The organism is Pseudonocardia aurantiaca (assembly GCF_039526725.1).
Classification (GTDB): domain Bacteria; phylum Actinomycetota; class Actinomycetes; order Mycobacteriales; family Pseudonocardiaceae; genus Pseudonocardia; species Pseudonocardia aurantiaca.
Window position 1 is genome coordinate 410,986 of record NZ_BAAAJG010000008.1, and the last position, 13,720, is coordinate 424,705.

Sequence of the window (13,720 nt, forward strand, 5' to 3'; positions counted from 1 at the left end):
TGGTCTCAGCGGGCTCGCGTGAACTCCATGTCCATCCAGTGCCCCCACCCATCGCCCACCCGGCGTTCCCATGTCGCCGCCATCGTGCGCCCGTCGGGGGCGACGGTCAGGCGGGCGCGCTCGGTCTCGCCGGCGAAGGTCCACACCCCGCGGTCGTCGACGGTGGCGCGCATGGTGCCCGTCCTCCCGCCATTGTCGAACGAGCGCATGAGCAACCCGTCGCCGTCCGGTTCGCCGATCACCTCGAGGGCGCTCACCTGCTCCCCCGCCACCCGCACGTCCGCGTAGTGCAGGAGGAAAAGCCCGCCGTCGAGCCACTCGTAGACATCGGTGCCCTCGATCGTGATCGACGGTTCGCCACGACGGGCCACCGTCCGGCCACGTGACGCCCACGCGCCGACGATCGGCTCGAGCGCCTCCGTGGTCAGACCCATCAGGACTCGTCCCCGTACTGGTCGTGCAGCCGCCACCACTGGTAAGGCGGGGTCTGCGGGCGGCCATCCGGGGTGTCCTCCCACTCTTCCTGGCGTCCGAGCGGCGTCAGGTCGAGGAAGCTCCAGACGCTGCCGAGCTGCTCGACGCCCCTGCCCGTCGTGAAGTAGGTGCGGTAGACGCGGTCGCCGTCGCGGAGGAAGACGCTCAGCCCGAAGCCCTCTCCGGCGCCGCAGTCGGCGGCGAAGTCGTTGCCCGCGCTGGAGTAGAACGGCACCCGCCACCCCATGCGCTCCCGCAGTTGCGCGATCTCGGTGTAGGGGGCCGTCGAGACGACGGCGAACGTCGTGTCGCGAGCGTGCAGGTGCTCGAGTCGGCTGATCTGGTCGGTGAATATGCAGCAGCCCTCACACCAGCGTGGCCCGCCCATGAACTGGTAGACGATGAGCTGGCGGCGACCCTCGAACAGGTCCACCAAAGAAGCCTGACCGACGACGCCCTCGAACGTGCCAATGCCCTCGGAGGTATATGCGCCGAACTCGACCATCGGCAGGCGCCTCCGGCGGGCCGCCAGCGCGTCACGGGCGCGCGTGGCCTCCTTCTCTGCGGCACGCAGTTCCGCGCTCGCCGCGGCCCATTCCTCGGCGGACACGACGGGCGGCAGGGTGATCGTCCGGGTGCTCATGGCGTACTCCTCGGGGTGGTCTCGGGTGGGAACAGGTCAGCGAGGCGCTCGAACGAGCTCGCCCAGCCCTCGTGGACGCCGCTGCGGGTCTCGCCGCTGCTGAATCCGGCCTGGTGGAACGTCATCTCGGTACGTCCGCCGAGGTCGGCGAGCTCGACGGTCACCACCGACTCCTCGCCCGACCCTGGCTCGCGCCAGGTGAAGACGAGGCGCTCGGGCTCGCTGACCTCGATGTAGAAGCCGCCGGTGGGGTACTCGGCGCCGTTGTCGTCGCGGATCATGGTCGCTCGCCACGTGCCACCCGGGCGGACGTCGGTCGCGATCGTGGACAGCGGGGTGGTACAGCCGCGCGGGCCGAACCACGCGGCCATCCGCGCCGGTTCGGTCCAGGCGCGGAACACGAGCTCCCGCGGGGCCTCGAGGACTCGGGTGATCGTGAACTGCCGCTGCTGGGATGGGGTGCGCGGGCGATCGGTCATCGCGCCTCTCCCTCCTGGACCGCGCGCAGGTGCTCGGCGAGGCGGTCGAAGCTGCCGTCCCAGAACCGCCGGTACTCCTCCACCCAGTCGGCGACCTCGCCGAGCGGGCGGGCCTCCAGCCGGCACGGTCGCCACTGCGCCGTGCGGCCCCGGGTGATCAGGCCCGCCTTCTCGAGCACCTTCAGGTGCTTCGAGATGGCCGGGAGGCTCACCGCGAACGGCTCCGCCAGCTCGGTGACCGTGGCCTCCCCTCCGGCGAGGCGGGCGAGGATCGCCCGGCGCGTGGGATCGGCGAGCGCGGCGAAGGTGGTGCTGAGCGCGTCGTCTGCCATGACCTACCAAACCAGTCGGTTAATTAACGATGTGGTTCACAATAGCGCCGAAGTCAAGAGGTGGATCCTCAACCGATCGGTTGACGGTTGGTGATCCTGTCCCGTACCTTCAACCGAGTGGTTGAGCAACTGGACGCCGTTTTCCACGCCCTCTCCGATCCCACCCGCCGGGCAATGGTCCGCACTCTCGCCTCCGGGGAGCAGACGGTCGGCGAGCTCGCGGCCCCGCACCCGATCTCCCTCGCAGCGGCGTCCAAGCACGTCAAGGTGCTGGAGCGGGCCGGGCTCGTGCACCGCACAGTCCATGGGCGGCGGCACGTCTGCCGGCTCGAGCCACGTCCGCTCGCCGCAGCCACTGACCACCTGCGCTTCTACGAGCGGTTCTGGAACGACCGCCTCGACGCCCTCGAAGCATTCGTCAGCCCACCACCGGAGGAGAGCCCATGACCGTCGTCCCGCACACCGTCACCGTCCGGCGCGTCGTCTCGGCCACGCCAGAGGCCCTGTACGCCGCGTGGACCGAGCCCGACCAGATGCGCCGCTGGTACGCCACGGTCGTCGACGCCGACGTGCGGGTCGGCGGCCGGTACCACATCGAGATGCACGAGGAGGACGGCGTCGTCAACGGGTTCACCGGCGAGTACCTGGCACTCGAACGACCGACGCGCGTGTCGTTCACCTTCACCCACCACGCCCAGACGCCCGCCGACCGGATCAGCGACGAGACCGTCACCGTCGAGTTCCGCGAGGTCGAGCCGGGGCGGACCGAGGTCGTACTCACCAACAGCTGGACGGGCCCGGAGTGCGGGCCGTCGGACTACGAGGCCACCGGCCAGGGCTGGGAGGAGCTGCTCAACCGGCTGGAGAAGGGGGTGTGACCACGCCTGGTTGCGCCAGGAGCACCCGGTCGAGATCTCGGTACGGCGCTCGCTCAAACTTCTACCTTCCGTAGAGCCTCGAGCGCTATGGTCTCAACAAGCGTTGGGGGGCTGTCATGCGCACAGTGGTGGTCGGCGGCGGACTCGGGGGACTCGCGGCGGCACTCGCGCTGCATCGTGCAGGCCACGGGGTCGCGGTGCTGGAGCGGCGGCCGGAGGTGAGCGAGGTCGGGGCCGGGATCGGGCTGCCGCCCAACGGCGTCCTCGCCCTCGGTGCGCTCGGTCTGGGCGGCCAGATCCGCGCGCTCGCCGACCCGCTGCGCACCGGGGCCGGGTTGCGCGATCGGCTCGGCCGCCCGCTGCTGGTCAGCGATCAGCAGGCGCTGGAGCGTGCGGCGGGCGCCCCCTTCGTGGTCGCACCGCGGTCGTGGCTGCACGGGGTGCTCGCGTCGGCACTCCCCGCCGGCACCGTGCTGACCGACGTCACGGTCGACGGCCCCGATGACGAGGCGCTCGCAGGCGCCGACCTCGTCGTCGCCGCCGACGGGGCGCGCAGCCGGTTGCGCGCCGCGCTGTTCCCGCAGCATCCGGGCCTCGTGGGATCCGGTGAGCACGCGGTGCGGGCGATCGCACCGGTCGATCGGCACGCGCTGGACCTGGTCCCCGGTGAGTTGGCGGACCACCGCAGCGGCGAGCGGTTCGGCTGCCTGCCGATGGCCAAGGGCGGGGTGTACTGGTACTCGACCTGGCGCACGGCCCGCACCGGCGCCCCGCCCGACGAGCCCGGCGCATGGCAGCGCTGGCTGCTGGCGCGGCGCGCCGACTGGCATCCGAGCGTCATAGCGCTGATCAGCGCCACGCCGCCCGAGACCGTGCACGTCACCGAGACCGAGCAGTTGCACCCACCGCTGCCGACGTTCGTCTGCGGCCGGGTGGCGCTGCTCGGCGACGCCGCCCACGCCATGACCCCGGACCTGGGGCAGGGCGCCTGCCAGGCCTTTGAGGACGCCGCCGTCCTCGGCGCCGCACTCACCGGCGCCACCGTCAAGGACGTCCCGGCGGCGCTCGCCCGGTACTCCGCCCTGCGGTGTCCTCGCACGGCCGATTTTCAGCGGCAGGCCAGGCGCATGAACCGGCTGCTGGGGATGACCGGCCCGGCGGCGCGGCTGCGCGACGCGGTGTTCCGGCGAGTGCCCACAGCGGTGGCCACGAAGGCGCTGATCGCGCAGTTCCGGTTCGACGCCGCCGGCACGAGCGACTCTTTCGTCCGATAGAAGGCTCAGCCGGCCATCGCGGTGTCGTGCTCGACGGCGTCGACCACGGCCGCAGCCATCGCGGCCATGCCGAGCGCGTTCGGGTGCACCGGATACGCGGGGGCGGTGGGCACCAGGCCCTCGATCCACTTGACGCCTGGGAGCTGGCAGACGTCGTGGCCAACCGTGGGGGTGTAGGTGTCGACGTAGTCCATGCCCGCCGCGGCGGCCCGGTCTGCGAGCATCGCGTTGAGCTGCTTCTCCACGCCGCGCAGGTAGGCCACGTCGCCCGGGCTGAACGGGACCACCGGGAAGCAGCCGGGCCCGGTGTCGGGGAGGATCGCCGGGTAGCCGACGAGCAGCACGTGCGCGGCCGGGGCGCGGTCGCGGATCGTGGCGAGCGCGGCGTCGATGTCCGGGGCGGCGGCAGCGATCCTTTCGGCGAGTTCGTCGCGGCCGCCGGGGTGGTAGAAGTCGCGGCACGCGGCGCCCGTCGGCTGGAGCGGCGAGCGCGTCGCGCACTCGTTGATGATCTCGCCGAACCCGATGTCGTTGCCGCCGATCGTCAGGGTCACGAGCTCCGTGTCGGACGCGAGGGCCTCGAACTGCGGGGGGCTTACGCCGAGCGGCACCGACTGCGGGCCGCTGAGGTGCTCGGTGGTGGCAGCGCTGCAGCTCACGTCGCGGAAGTCGGGGACGCCCAGGCTCTGCGCGACGACCGACGGGTAGTTGCGGGTCGACCGCAGGCACCCGGCGGGGATCCCGGTCTGCAACGGGATGAGCGGGCCTGCGGCGTAGGAGTCGCCGAGCGCGACGTAACTGCGGGCCGGCGCCTGCTCGGCGGCCCCGGCCGCGGCGCTCGCGGGGAACACGACGGCGGCGGTCAGTGCAGTCGAGATCAGGACCGGGGCGGCCCAGAGGGCCCGGCGGCGGCGCACATGATATTGAACGACCGAGCGCGGCTGGCGTTACTGCCGGTACGCGCCAGGACGCGCCGCAATTCAGCTCAGTGACGCAGCCCGCGCCTCCAGGTATCGCTGCTCCGGGGTACTGGTGGTGCGGCGGGCCGCCTCGGCGTACGCCTCTCGCGCCCGCCCCAGGTCCCCCGCCATCTCCAGCAGGTGCGCGCGCACGGCCAGCAGCCGGTGGCCCGCCGCGAGGCGGGCGTCGTCGTCGAGGGTTGCCAGCAGGTCGAGTCCGGCCCGCGGTCCGTCCGTCATACCGACAGCGACGGCCCGGTTGAGCGTGACCACCGGCCCCGGCGCCACCACCGCCAGGACCCGGTAGAGCTCGGCCACCTGCGCCCAGTCGGTGCCCTCAGCACGATCCGCCTCCCCGTGCACCGCCGCGATCGCCGCCTGGAGCTGGTACGGCCCGACCGGGGAGGTGGCCATGGTGGCCGAGATCAGCGCGATTCCCTCCTCGAGCGGGCCGCGGTCCCAGCGGGAGCGGTCCTGCTCGGCGAGCGGGACAAGTGCCCCGTCGGGCCGGGTGCGGGCGGGGCGCCTGGCCTCGGTGATCAGCATCAGCGCGAGCAGCCCGGCGACCTCCCCGTCGTCGGGCAGCAGCCTGTGCACCTGCCGGACCAGTCGCACGGCCTCCCGGGTGAGGTCGGGACGCTGCAGGTCCGGGCCGGACGTGGCCGCGTAGCCCTCGTTGAACACCAGGTAGAGCACGTGCAGCACCGCGCCGAGGCGCCCCGCCCGCTCCGCGGGGGCCGGCATCTCGAACGCGGCCCCGGCGACCGAGCGTTTGGCCCGGCTGATTCGCTGCGCCATCGTCGTCTCCGGCACCAGGAACGCGCTCGCGATCTGCGCGGTCGTCAGGCCGCCGACGGCCCGCAGCGTCAGCGCCACCTGCGACGCGGGCGAGAGCGCGGGGTGGCAGCACAGGAACAGCAGGGTGAGGGTGTCGTCCGCGGCGACGAGCCGGTCGTCGTCGGCGGCGGGGGCGGCCCCGTCGAATCCGTCGAGGGCCGCGGCGGTCGTCTCGCGCCGCCTGCGCGCGTTCTCGCTGCGCCACTGGTCGGCCAGGCGCCGCCCGGCGACGCTGAGGAGCCAGCCACGCGGGTTGGCCGGCACGCCCTCGGTAGGCCACTGCATCGCGGCGGCCAGCAGCGCCTCCTGCACGGCGTCCTCGCAAGCGTCGAACTGGCCGTGCCTGCGCACCAGCACTGCCAGCACCTGCGGCGCGAGCGGGCGCAGCAGGTCGGCGACGCCTGCGCTGTCGAGCTGCCCCACCGTCACATCTCCATCCCGGACGGACCCATCAGCGGCCGGACCTCGACGGCGGCGGTGGCCGCCTCGGGTAGCCGCGCCGCGAGCTCGACGGCCCGCTCCACGTCCTCGCAGTCCACCACCCAGTACCCGGCGAGCTGCGCGGGGCCCGTCCGGAACGGGCCGGGTGAAGAGGCGGCCACGCCGTCGCGCACGCGCACCGTGCGGGTGAGCCCCGCGTCAGCGATCGGGCCCCCGTCGAGCCATTCCCCCGACTCGGCGACCTCCAGCAGCGCGACCTCCCGCGTCAGGTCGTCGGCGCGGCCGACCGGTCCGCTGTACATCAGCAACAGGTACTTCACGGGTGCTCCCCTCCCGCCCGGCGCGGTCGCTCCGCACCTCCCACGAGGACGTCGTAGCCGAGCACCCGCTCTCGACACGGGCGAGCGGTCAGCGGCCGATCGTCGCGTAGCTCGCGGCGATCCTTGCCAGGGCCCCGAGCGACGCCGTGCCGCGGCCGAGACCCAGCTCGACCGCGGTGTCGAAGACGGACTGGTGGCGGGCCGCCGCCGTCACGGCCGCGTCGAGGAACCGGCCCTGCGGCACCAGCCGGGCGAGCAGACCCGTGTGCGCGTGGTGCCGCCCGAACGTCCGCCGCATCGCGCCGCGGTGCGCGGCGCCCGCCGCCGAGCCGAGCAGCGCCGCCCGCCCGGCCAGGGCCCCGGAAGCCACCGCGTCGAAGATCCCTTCGCCGGTCAGCGGGTTGACCAGCGACGCCGCGTCCCCGGCGAGCAGCACCCGCCCGTCCGGTTGGTGGCGCGGCGCGGTGGACAGCGGCAGGTGGTGTGCGCGGATCGTCTCCGGCTCGGGCTCCTGGCCGGGGAGCAGCTCGCGCAGGGCCGCGAGGAGATCCGCCCTGGTACCGGTCCCCCTGCGGTCGAACACCCCGTACCCGACGTTCGCCCCGCCACCGGCCAGCGGGAACGACCAGGCGTACGCCAGGTGGCGCCCGTGGGCGAACTCGATCACGAGCGCGTCCGGGTCCTTCGGGGACGGCGCGTACCCGCGGATCGCGACGGCCACGGCCGACGGCGGCGCGGGGGGCGGGTCGAGCAACCGCCGGACGGTCGAGTTCGCCCCGTCCGCCCCGACCACCACCCGCGCGGCGATCCGGCCGTCCAGGACGACGCGGTCGGGCAGTATCTCCGCGCTGCGTACGCGGTGCCTGCGCAGCTGGGCGCCGCGCACGACGGCGGCCGACACCAGCTCGGCATCGAACACGGCGCGGGGGATCACCCGGTTGGGCCGGGCACAGGTGCGATCCACGACATGCCCGCCAGGGCTGTGCAGCAGCAGCCGCGGGACCGCGCGGCCGAGTCCGGCCACACTCGGCACGCCCAGCGCGCCGAGTAGCTCGATCGCGTGCGCGGAGACGCCGTCGCCGCAGGTTTTGTCCCGCGGGAAGGCCGCGGCGTCGAGCAGCAGCACGCTCGCGTCGGGCCGCAACTGCAGGGCGCGCAGGGCAGTGGCCGCGCCCGCCGGGCCCGCTCCCACCACCGCGATGTCGACCAGGTCGTCCACGCCCCGGTTCTACCCTCCCGGTGGGCCACAGGCCTGCGCGGGGATACGCGCGTCGCTCACGGATGCGACGGGTTAGCGTCCTGACCATGAAGGAACAGCGGCGGGCCCGGAAGATCGCGATGACCCAGGAGGAGGTCGACGCGTTCCTCTCCGAGCAGCGGACCTGCCGCGTCGCCACGAGCAGCGCCGACGGCCCGCACGTCACCCCGCTGTGGTTCGCCTGGCACGGCGGCGCCTTGTGGCTGACGTCGCTGGCACGCAGCCAGCGGTGGACCGACCTGATGCGCGACCCCCGCGTCGCGGTTGTCGTCGACGCCGGGGAGGAGTACGGCGAGCTGCGTGGGGTGGAGCTGCGCGGGCGCGTCGAGGTGGTGGGCGAGGTGCCGCGCACCGGGGAGCCGGTGGCCGAACTGGAGGGCCCGGAGCAGGCGTTCGCCGACCGCTACTCAGGCGGCACGATCGGGCGCGACGGCCGCCACGCCTGGCTGCGCCTGACCCCCGAGAAGATCACGAGCTGGGACTTCCGGAAGATCCCCCGCAGCTAGTGTCCTAGTACAGCTCGTACGACGCGCGAGCGACCGCGAACCCGTGCCCGCTTCGCCCGTCCTCGCAGCGGACGCCGGTCTCCCGGCTCGTGCACACGACGTCGCCGAGGCGAACGGCCTGCCCGTAGGCGAGCACCTGCAGCGATGGGTCCGACAGTGTGTCGCCGACGCAGGACAGCTTCCCCTTCTGACCGGCGGTGAGAACGGCGCCGGTTCCGTAGGCGAGGTCGCAGCCGGCGGGGGTCGCGGGGATCTGCCAGCTCCGTTCGCGGACGTCGCAGCGGGCTTCGCCGGTCGCGAGGGCGCAGGCGATGTTGCCGCTGGGAGTGGCGAAGCGCGCGCTGCCCGAGCCGAACCGGTTGTCGGTGGCGACGTCGAACACCTGGACGCCGTCGGCCGCGGCGCTCGGCGCGGCGGGCGGGGCCTGCGGTCCACCGGTGGCCTGCGGAGCGGCGGTGGGCGGGGGGGCGCCGCCCCCGCGGTTGAGCAGCACCACAGCGACGACCGCGATGGCGGCGACCGCGACGACAGCCGCGACGACGGCGGCGAGCATTCCCCGGCGCCTGCGCGGCCCTCCTCCGTACGGGGGCAATGGCGGCTGAACCTGGTGCGGGGGCCCGTAGTGGGTTGAGCCGGCATGAGGTTGGACGACCGTGGGGGCGACGACCGCAGGGGCGACGACCGTGGGGGCGGCCATGGCGGGCGCGGCGACCGTCGGCGCGCCGACGGCGTTCGGATCGTCGATGGTCCGGAGCCAGTCGCGCACCTGCGCCGCGGTGGGCCGGGCCGCGGGGTCCTTGGCCAGGCACGCCAGCACGAGGTCGCGCAGGCCCGCGTCGATCGGGCCGAGGTCGGCCGGTGCGGCAGCCACGCGGTGCGCCTCCGCGGCAGGCGACGAGTCAGCGAACGGCGACCGGCCTGCCGCGGCGAACCCGATCACCGAGCCGAAGGAGAAGATGTCGCTCGCCGGGCCCACGTCCCGGACCCCCGCCACCAGCTCCGGCGACAGGAACGCCGGGGCGCCCATCACGGGCCCGCGTGCGAACGGCGTGCCGTCGCCGGCACGCGCGATCCCGAAGTCCACGAGTCGGGGCCCGTCAGCGGCGAGCACCACGTTGGACGGTTTCAGGTCGCGGTGCACGAGCCCGGCGCCGTGCAGTGCCGCGAGCCCCTCGGCCAGCCGGACGGCGAGCGCGACCGTGCCCTGGCGCCCGAGCGGCCCGTGCTGGGCCACGAACACATGCAGCGGCGGGCCCTCGACGTAGGCGATGGCGAGCCACGGCGGATCGGCGTCCGGGTCGGCGTCGAGCACGGGGGCGACGAACCACGCCGGCGCTGTGGCTGCCACCTGCACCTCGTGGCGGAACCGGTCGCGGAACCCCGGCTCGGCGGCCAGCTGCGGATGCACCACCCGGACCGCGGCCTGCCGGCCGGCCTCGTCCACTCCGATCAGCACGCGGCCCATCGGCCCGACGCCGAGCTCGCCCGTCACTCGATAGCGACCCACCGTGGCCGGTTCGGTCCCGGCATGCTCCTGGTCCATCGCGCGTGGACGCTACCGGTTTCGGAACGTCACGGCTCCCCTGTGATTTGAGGCCAGAGCCCTTCCGCGCCGGCCGCGAGCACGGCTGCGCCGAGGTGTGCGTTCCACTCGGCATCCGATCCGTCCTCGTCGCGCCAGGCCCACAGGCGGGTCGTGAGGAGCCGCAGGTCGTGCTCGCGGGTGAATCCGATCGCGCCGTGGACCTGGTGGGCGATCCGGGCGACGGCCCCGGCCGCCTCGGACGTGCGGGCCTTGGCCGCGGCGATCGCGAACCGGCCGGCGTCGGAGCGGATGCCCCCGGCCATAGCGGTCGCGGCAGCGGCGGACGCGGCCGCCGACGCCGCCGCGACCTCGGCCGCAGCCAGCGCGAGCTGCTGCTGCACGGCCTGGAAGCGGCCGATCGGGCGGCCGAACTGCTCCCGCTCCCCTGCGTACCCGACGGATGCCGCGAGCGCGCCCCGCGCGGCCCCGGCGAGCAGCAGGGCACGGCCCAGCGCGGCACGCAGCCGGAGCTCCTCGGCCACCTCGCCGGGGGCCGGTGCTACGGCCAGGGCCGGACCGGCGACCTGCACGAGGTCCCGGGGCTCCTCCGCCACGTTCGTCCCGTCGGTGACGGTGAGCGCGTCCGGGCCGAGCAGCACGACCCGCGCAGGTGTCAGGACGGCCACGCTCGCGGCCGCGCGCGCCCAGGGCACCCGGGCGAGCCGTCCCCGCACCCGGTCGCCGTCGACGTCCAGCTCGCCGCGCACGGCCGTGAGCGGGCCCGCCGGAAGCTCGATCCCCGACGTGTGCAGCAGCCAGCCGGCCAGCAGGTCGGTCTCCACCAGCGGCACCCGCGCCGCGTGCGCGCCCGCTGCCGCGAGCACCACGGCGGCGTCAGCGAGGGTGCCCTCGCTGCCACCGGCGTCGGACGGGAGGGTCAGCCGGGCGAGCCCCGTCTCCTCCAGCGTCGACCAGAGCCCGGCGTCGAAACCGGTGCCCTCGGCGCGGGCGTCGGCGAACACGGACTCGGCGAGCGCGGCCAGCTCGGCGTTCTCGGTGGTCATGCTCTCGCTACTCATCGCAGCCCCATCCCGCGCGCGACGATCCCGCGCAGCACCTCGTTGGTGCCGCCGCGCAGGGTGAACCCGGGCGCGTGCAGCACCGCGTCGGCCAGCAGCCGGGCGTAGCCACCCTCGGCGCCCGGGTCGGGCGGGATGGTGACCAGCAGCCGGGCGACGTCGATCACCTCGTTCTCGTAGCGCGTGCCCAGGTCCTTGACGACGGCGGCGGCCAGTTCGGGTGCCTCTCCCGACTCCAATGAGGCCGCCACCGCCAGCGACATCCGCCGCAGCGTCCAGAGCCTGGCGACGAGGCCACCGATCTCCCGCTCGCTCCCCTTCGTTCCGGCGAGCTCGCCCACGAGCGCCGTGAGCAGCGGGAACGTCGACAGGAACCGCTCGGGCCCGCTGCGCTCGAACGCCAGCTCGCCGGTGACCTGCCGCCAGCCCGCGCCGATCTCCCCGAGCACCATGTCGTCGGGCACGAACACCCGGTCGAACACCACCTCGTTGAAGTGGTGGGCGCCGGTGAGCAGCGGGATGGGGCGGATCTGCACACCCGGGGCGTCGAGCAGGACGATGAACTGCGAGAGCCCGGCGTGCCGGTTCTGCTCGTCGCGTGGGCCGGAGCGGGCGAGCGCGAAGAACGCGTGCGCGCGGTGGGCTCCGGACGTCCAGACCTTGGTGCCGGTCAGCTCCCAGCCGCCGTCCACCTGCACTGCGCGGGTGCGGACGGCCGCGAGGTCGGAGCCGGCGTCGGGCTCGCTCATGCCGATCCCGAAGTACACCTCGCCCGCCGCGATGCCGGGCAGGAAGCGCCGCCGCTGCGCATCGGTGCCGAAGCGCATGAGGGTCGGCCCGATCTGCCGGTCGGCCACCCAGTGCGCCGCGACGGGTGCGCCGGCGGCGAGCAGCTCCTCGGTGACGACGTACCGGTCGAGCGGGGAGGCACCGTGCCCGCCGTACGTCTGGGGGATCGTCATGCCGAGCCAGCCGCGGCGGGCCAGCTCGCGGGTGAACCGCTCGTCCCAGCCGGAGAGCCAGACGTCCGCGCGGGGCGTCCAGAGCCCGGCGGCCCGCTCCTCGGCCAGGAACGCCCGCACGTCGGCGCGCAACGCGGCGGCTCGGGGCGGGAGGTCGGCGGGGGGTGGCACGAGGGCCGGCAGCCGGGGCAACGTCGACGTCACCGGCCCCATCTTGCCTCCCCCCTCACACGTTCCCTGCGTTCGGCGGCCCGCGATGGCAGCATCGCCCGCATGACGAACTCCGACGAGGCCAGGGTTGTCGATTCGGTGCCGACCGGACTGTTCATCGGTGGTGAGTGGCGGCCGGCCGCGGCCGGCGCCACCTTGGCGGTCGACGACCCCGCCACGGGGAAGACCTTGTGCGAGGTGGCCGACGCATCACCCGCCGACGGGATGGATGCGCTCGCCGCGGCCTCCGCCGCCCAGCAGCAGTTCGCCGCGATGGCGCCCCGGGAGCGTGGGGAGATCCTGCGCCGCGCCTACGAGCTGATGATGGCGCGCATCGACGACCTCGCGCTGCTCATGACGCTGGAGATGGGCAAGCCCATCGCCGAGAGCAAGGGCGAGATCACCTACGCCGCCGAGTTCTTCCGCTGGTTCGCGGAGGAGGCCGTGCGGATCGACGGTGGCTACGCCGTGGCGCCCAACGGGGCGAGCCGGTTCCTCGTGCAGAAGCAGCCGGTGGGTGTGTCGCTGCTGATCACGCCGTGGAACTTCCCGGCCGCCATGGGCACCCGCAAGATCGGCCCGGCCGTTGCGGCGGGGTGCGCGATGGTCCTCAAGCCCGCCGCCCAGACGCCGCTGTCGATGCACGCGCTCGCCGCGATCCTGGCCGAGGCGGGGCTGCCGCCCGGTGTGCTGAACCTCGTCACGACCTCTGACGCCGGCGGCGTCATGGAGCCGCTGATCCGCGACGGGCGCGCGCGCAAGCTCTCCTTCACCGGCTCGACCGCGGTCGGAAAGCTACTGCTCGAGCAGGCCTCGGAGAAGGTGCTGCGCACGTCCATGGAGCTGGGCGGCAACGCGCCCTTCCTGGTGTTCGAGGACGCCGACCTGGACAAGGCCGTCGACGGAGCGATGCTCGCCAAGATGCGCAACATGGGTGAGGCGTGCACGGCCGCCAACCGCTTCCTCGTGCACCGCTCGTTGTCGTCGGCGTTCGCGGAACGGATCGCGGAGCGGATGGGCGCGCTCAAGGTGGGCCGCGGCACCGAGGAGGGTGTGCAGGTCGGCCCACTCGTGGACGCGAAGGGCCGCGACAAGGTCAACGATCTCGTCCGCGACGCCCTCGACCGCGGAGCCCGCGTGCACGTCGGCGCCGACCCCGTGGACGGGCCTGGCTACTTCTACCCGCCGACCGTGCTCTCCGAGGTGCCGCTGGCAGCCCGGCTCAGCGCGGAGGAGATCTTCGGCCCGGTCGCGGCGATCACCGAGTTCGACGACGAGGACGAGGCGGTCGCGGCGGCCAACAACACGGAGTTCGGCCTGGTCAGCTACCTGTTCACGGAGAACATCACGCGGGCGCTGCGGGTGTCGGAGCGGCTGGAGTCCGGCATGGTCGGGCTCAACACCGGCCTCGTGTCGAACCCGGCCGCCCCGTTCGGCGGGATCAAGCAGTCCGGGCTCGGCCGCGAGGGCGGCAGCGTCGGGATCGAGGAGTTCCTCGAGACGAAGTACGTGGCGATCGGCTTCGGCGGCTAGCCGGGTCGTC

The 13,720-nt window shown here is 73.9% G+C and carries 16 protein-coding genes; 5 read left to right on the plus strand and 11 right to left on the minus strand.

Annotation, left to right across the window (positions count from 1 at the left end; translation table 11 throughout):
• Positions 1–5: 5 nt before the first annotated feature.
• The 4 genes from ABD143_RS11830 to ABD143_RS11845 are packed head-to-tail and all read right to left on the minus strand — an operon-like array spanning position 6 to position 1,928.
• Positions 6–434, minus strand: a complete 429-nt coding sequence (locus ABD143_RS11830) for a hypothetical protein (protein WP_343975700.1) — start codon at positions 432–434, stop codon at positions 6–8.
• Positions 434–1,117, minus strand: coding sequence for a DUF899 family protein (locus ABD143_RS11835; protein ID WP_343975703.1), 684 nt, complete (start codon positions 1,115–1,117; stop codon positions 434–436). The genes ABD143_RS11830 and ABD143_RS11835 overlap by 1 nt, the downstream gene beginning before the upstream one ends.
• Positions 1,114–1,596, minus strand: a complete 483-nt coding sequence (locus tag ABD143_RS11840) for an SRPBCC family protein (protein ID WP_343975705.1) — start codon at positions 1,594–1,596, stop codon at positions 1,114–1,116. Before ABD143_RS11840 ends, ABD143_RS11835 begins: the two co-directional genes overlap by 4 nt.
• The gene (locus ABD143_RS11845; RefSeq protein WP_343975708.1) at positions 1,593–1,928 is read right to left on the minus strand and encodes an ArsR/SmtB family transcription factor; all 336 of its coding nucleotides are present in this window, start codon (positions 1,926–1,928) and stop codon (positions 1,593–1,595) included. Before ABD143_RS11845 ends, ABD143_RS11840 begins: the two co-directional genes overlap by 4 nt.
• A gap of 117 nt (positions 1,929–2,045) precedes the next feature.
• Here ABD143_RS11845 and ABD143_RS11850 point away from each other — a divergent pair, with 117 nt between their 5' ends.
• The 3 genes from ABD143_RS11850 (at position 2,046) to ABD143_RS11860 (ending at position 4,080) form a co-directional block, all read left to right on the plus strand.
• Complete coding sequence (locus ABD143_RS11850; RefSeq protein ID WP_343975711.1) at positions 2,046–2,375, plus strand: ArsR/SmtB family transcription factor; 330 nt, start codon at positions 2,046–2,048, stop codon at positions 2,373–2,375.
• Positions 2,372–2,806 carry an SRPBCC family protein gene (locus ABD143_RS11855; RefSeq protein ID WP_343975714.1) on the plus strand — a complete coding sequence of 145 codons (435 nt, stop codon included), beginning with the start codon at positions 2,372–2,374 and terminating at the stop codon, positions 2,804–2,806. The genes ABD143_RS11850 and ABD143_RS11855 overlap by 4 nt, the downstream gene beginning before the upstream one ends.
• A gap of 116 nt (positions 2,807–2,922) precedes the next feature.
• Complete coding sequence (locus ABD143_RS11860) at positions 2,923–4,080, plus strand: FAD-dependent monooxygenase (protein ID WP_343975717.1); 1,158 nt, start codon at positions 2,923–2,925, stop codon at positions 4,078–4,080.
• A gap of 5 nt (positions 4,081–4,085) precedes the next feature.
• Here the strand turns inward: ABD143_RS11860 and ABD143_RS11865 are convergent, their stop codons facing one another.
• The 4 genes from ABD143_RS11865 to ABD143_RS11880 form a co-directional block, all read right to left on the minus strand.
• The gene (locus tag ABD143_RS11865) at positions 4,086–4,931 is read right to left on the minus strand and encodes an SGNH/GDSL hydrolase family protein (protein ID WP_343975720.1); all 846 of its coding nucleotides are present in this window, start codon (positions 4,929–4,931) and stop codon (positions 4,086–4,088) included.
• 129 nt (positions 4,932–5,060) lie between these two features.
• Positions 5,061–6,299 (minus strand): RNA polymerase sigma factor, encoded by a 1,239-nt coding sequence (locus ABD143_RS11870; RefSeq protein ID WP_343975723.1) that lies wholly within the window; start codon positions 6,297–6,299, stop codon positions 5,061–5,063.
• Positions 6,300–6,301: 2 nt separating this feature from the next.
• On the minus strand, positions 6,302–6,637 hold the full coding sequence (locus ABD143_RS11875) for a YciI family protein (RefSeq protein ID WP_343975725.1): 336 nt from the start codon (positions 6,635–6,637) through the stop codon (positions 6,302–6,304).
• Between the two features lie 88 nt (positions 6,638–6,725).
• Positions 6,726–7,856, minus strand: a complete 1,131-nt coding sequence (locus ABD143_RS11880; protein WP_343975728.1) for an NAD(P)/FAD-dependent oxidoreductase — start codon at positions 7,854–7,856, stop codon at positions 6,726–6,728.
• Between the two features lie 86 nt (positions 7,857–7,942).
• On the opposite strand from ABD143_RS11880, the gene ABD143_RS11885 reads away from it, so the two are divergent.
• Complete coding sequence (locus ABD143_RS11885) at positions 7,943–8,401, plus strand: pyridoxamine 5'-phosphate oxidase family protein (RefSeq protein ID WP_343975731.1); 459 nt, start codon at positions 7,943–7,945, stop codon at positions 8,399–8,401.
• Positions 8,402–8,405: 4 nt separating this feature from the next.
• On the opposite strand, the gene ABD143_RS11890 is transcribed toward ABD143_RS11885, so the two are convergent.
• The 3 genes from ABD143_RS11890 to ABD143_RS11900 are packed head-to-tail and all read right to left on the minus strand — an operon-like array spanning position 8,406 to position 12,180.
• The gene (locus ABD143_RS11890; protein ID WP_343975734.1) at positions 8,406–9,944 is read right to left on the minus strand and encodes a protein kinase domain-containing protein; all 1,539 of its coding nucleotides are present in this window, start codon (positions 9,942–9,944) and stop codon (positions 8,406–8,408) included.
• A 29-nt stretch (positions 9,945–9,973) separates the two neighbouring features.
• Positions 9,974–10,990, minus strand: a complete 1,017-nt coding sequence (locus ABD143_RS11895; RefSeq protein ID WP_343975737.1) for an acyl-CoA dehydrogenase family protein — start codon at positions 10,988–10,990, stop codon at positions 9,974–9,976.
• A gap of 11 nt (positions 10,991–11,001) precedes the next feature.
• Positions 11,002–12,180: an acyl-CoA dehydrogenase family protein gene (locus tag ABD143_RS11900; RefSeq protein WP_343975740.1), complete on the minus strand. Its 1,179-nt coding sequence runs from the start codon at positions 12,178–12,180 to the stop codon at positions 11,002–11,004.
• 60 nt (positions 12,181–12,240) lie between these two features.
• Between ABD143_RS11900 and ABD143_RS11905 the strand changes: the two genes are divergently transcribed.
• Positions 12,241–13,710, plus strand: a complete 1,470-nt coding sequence (locus tag ABD143_RS11905; RefSeq protein WP_343975743.1) for an NAD-dependent succinate-semialdehyde dehydrogenase — start codon at positions 12,241–12,243, stop codon at positions 13,708–13,710.
• Positions 13,711–13,720 lie beyond the last annotated feature (10 nt).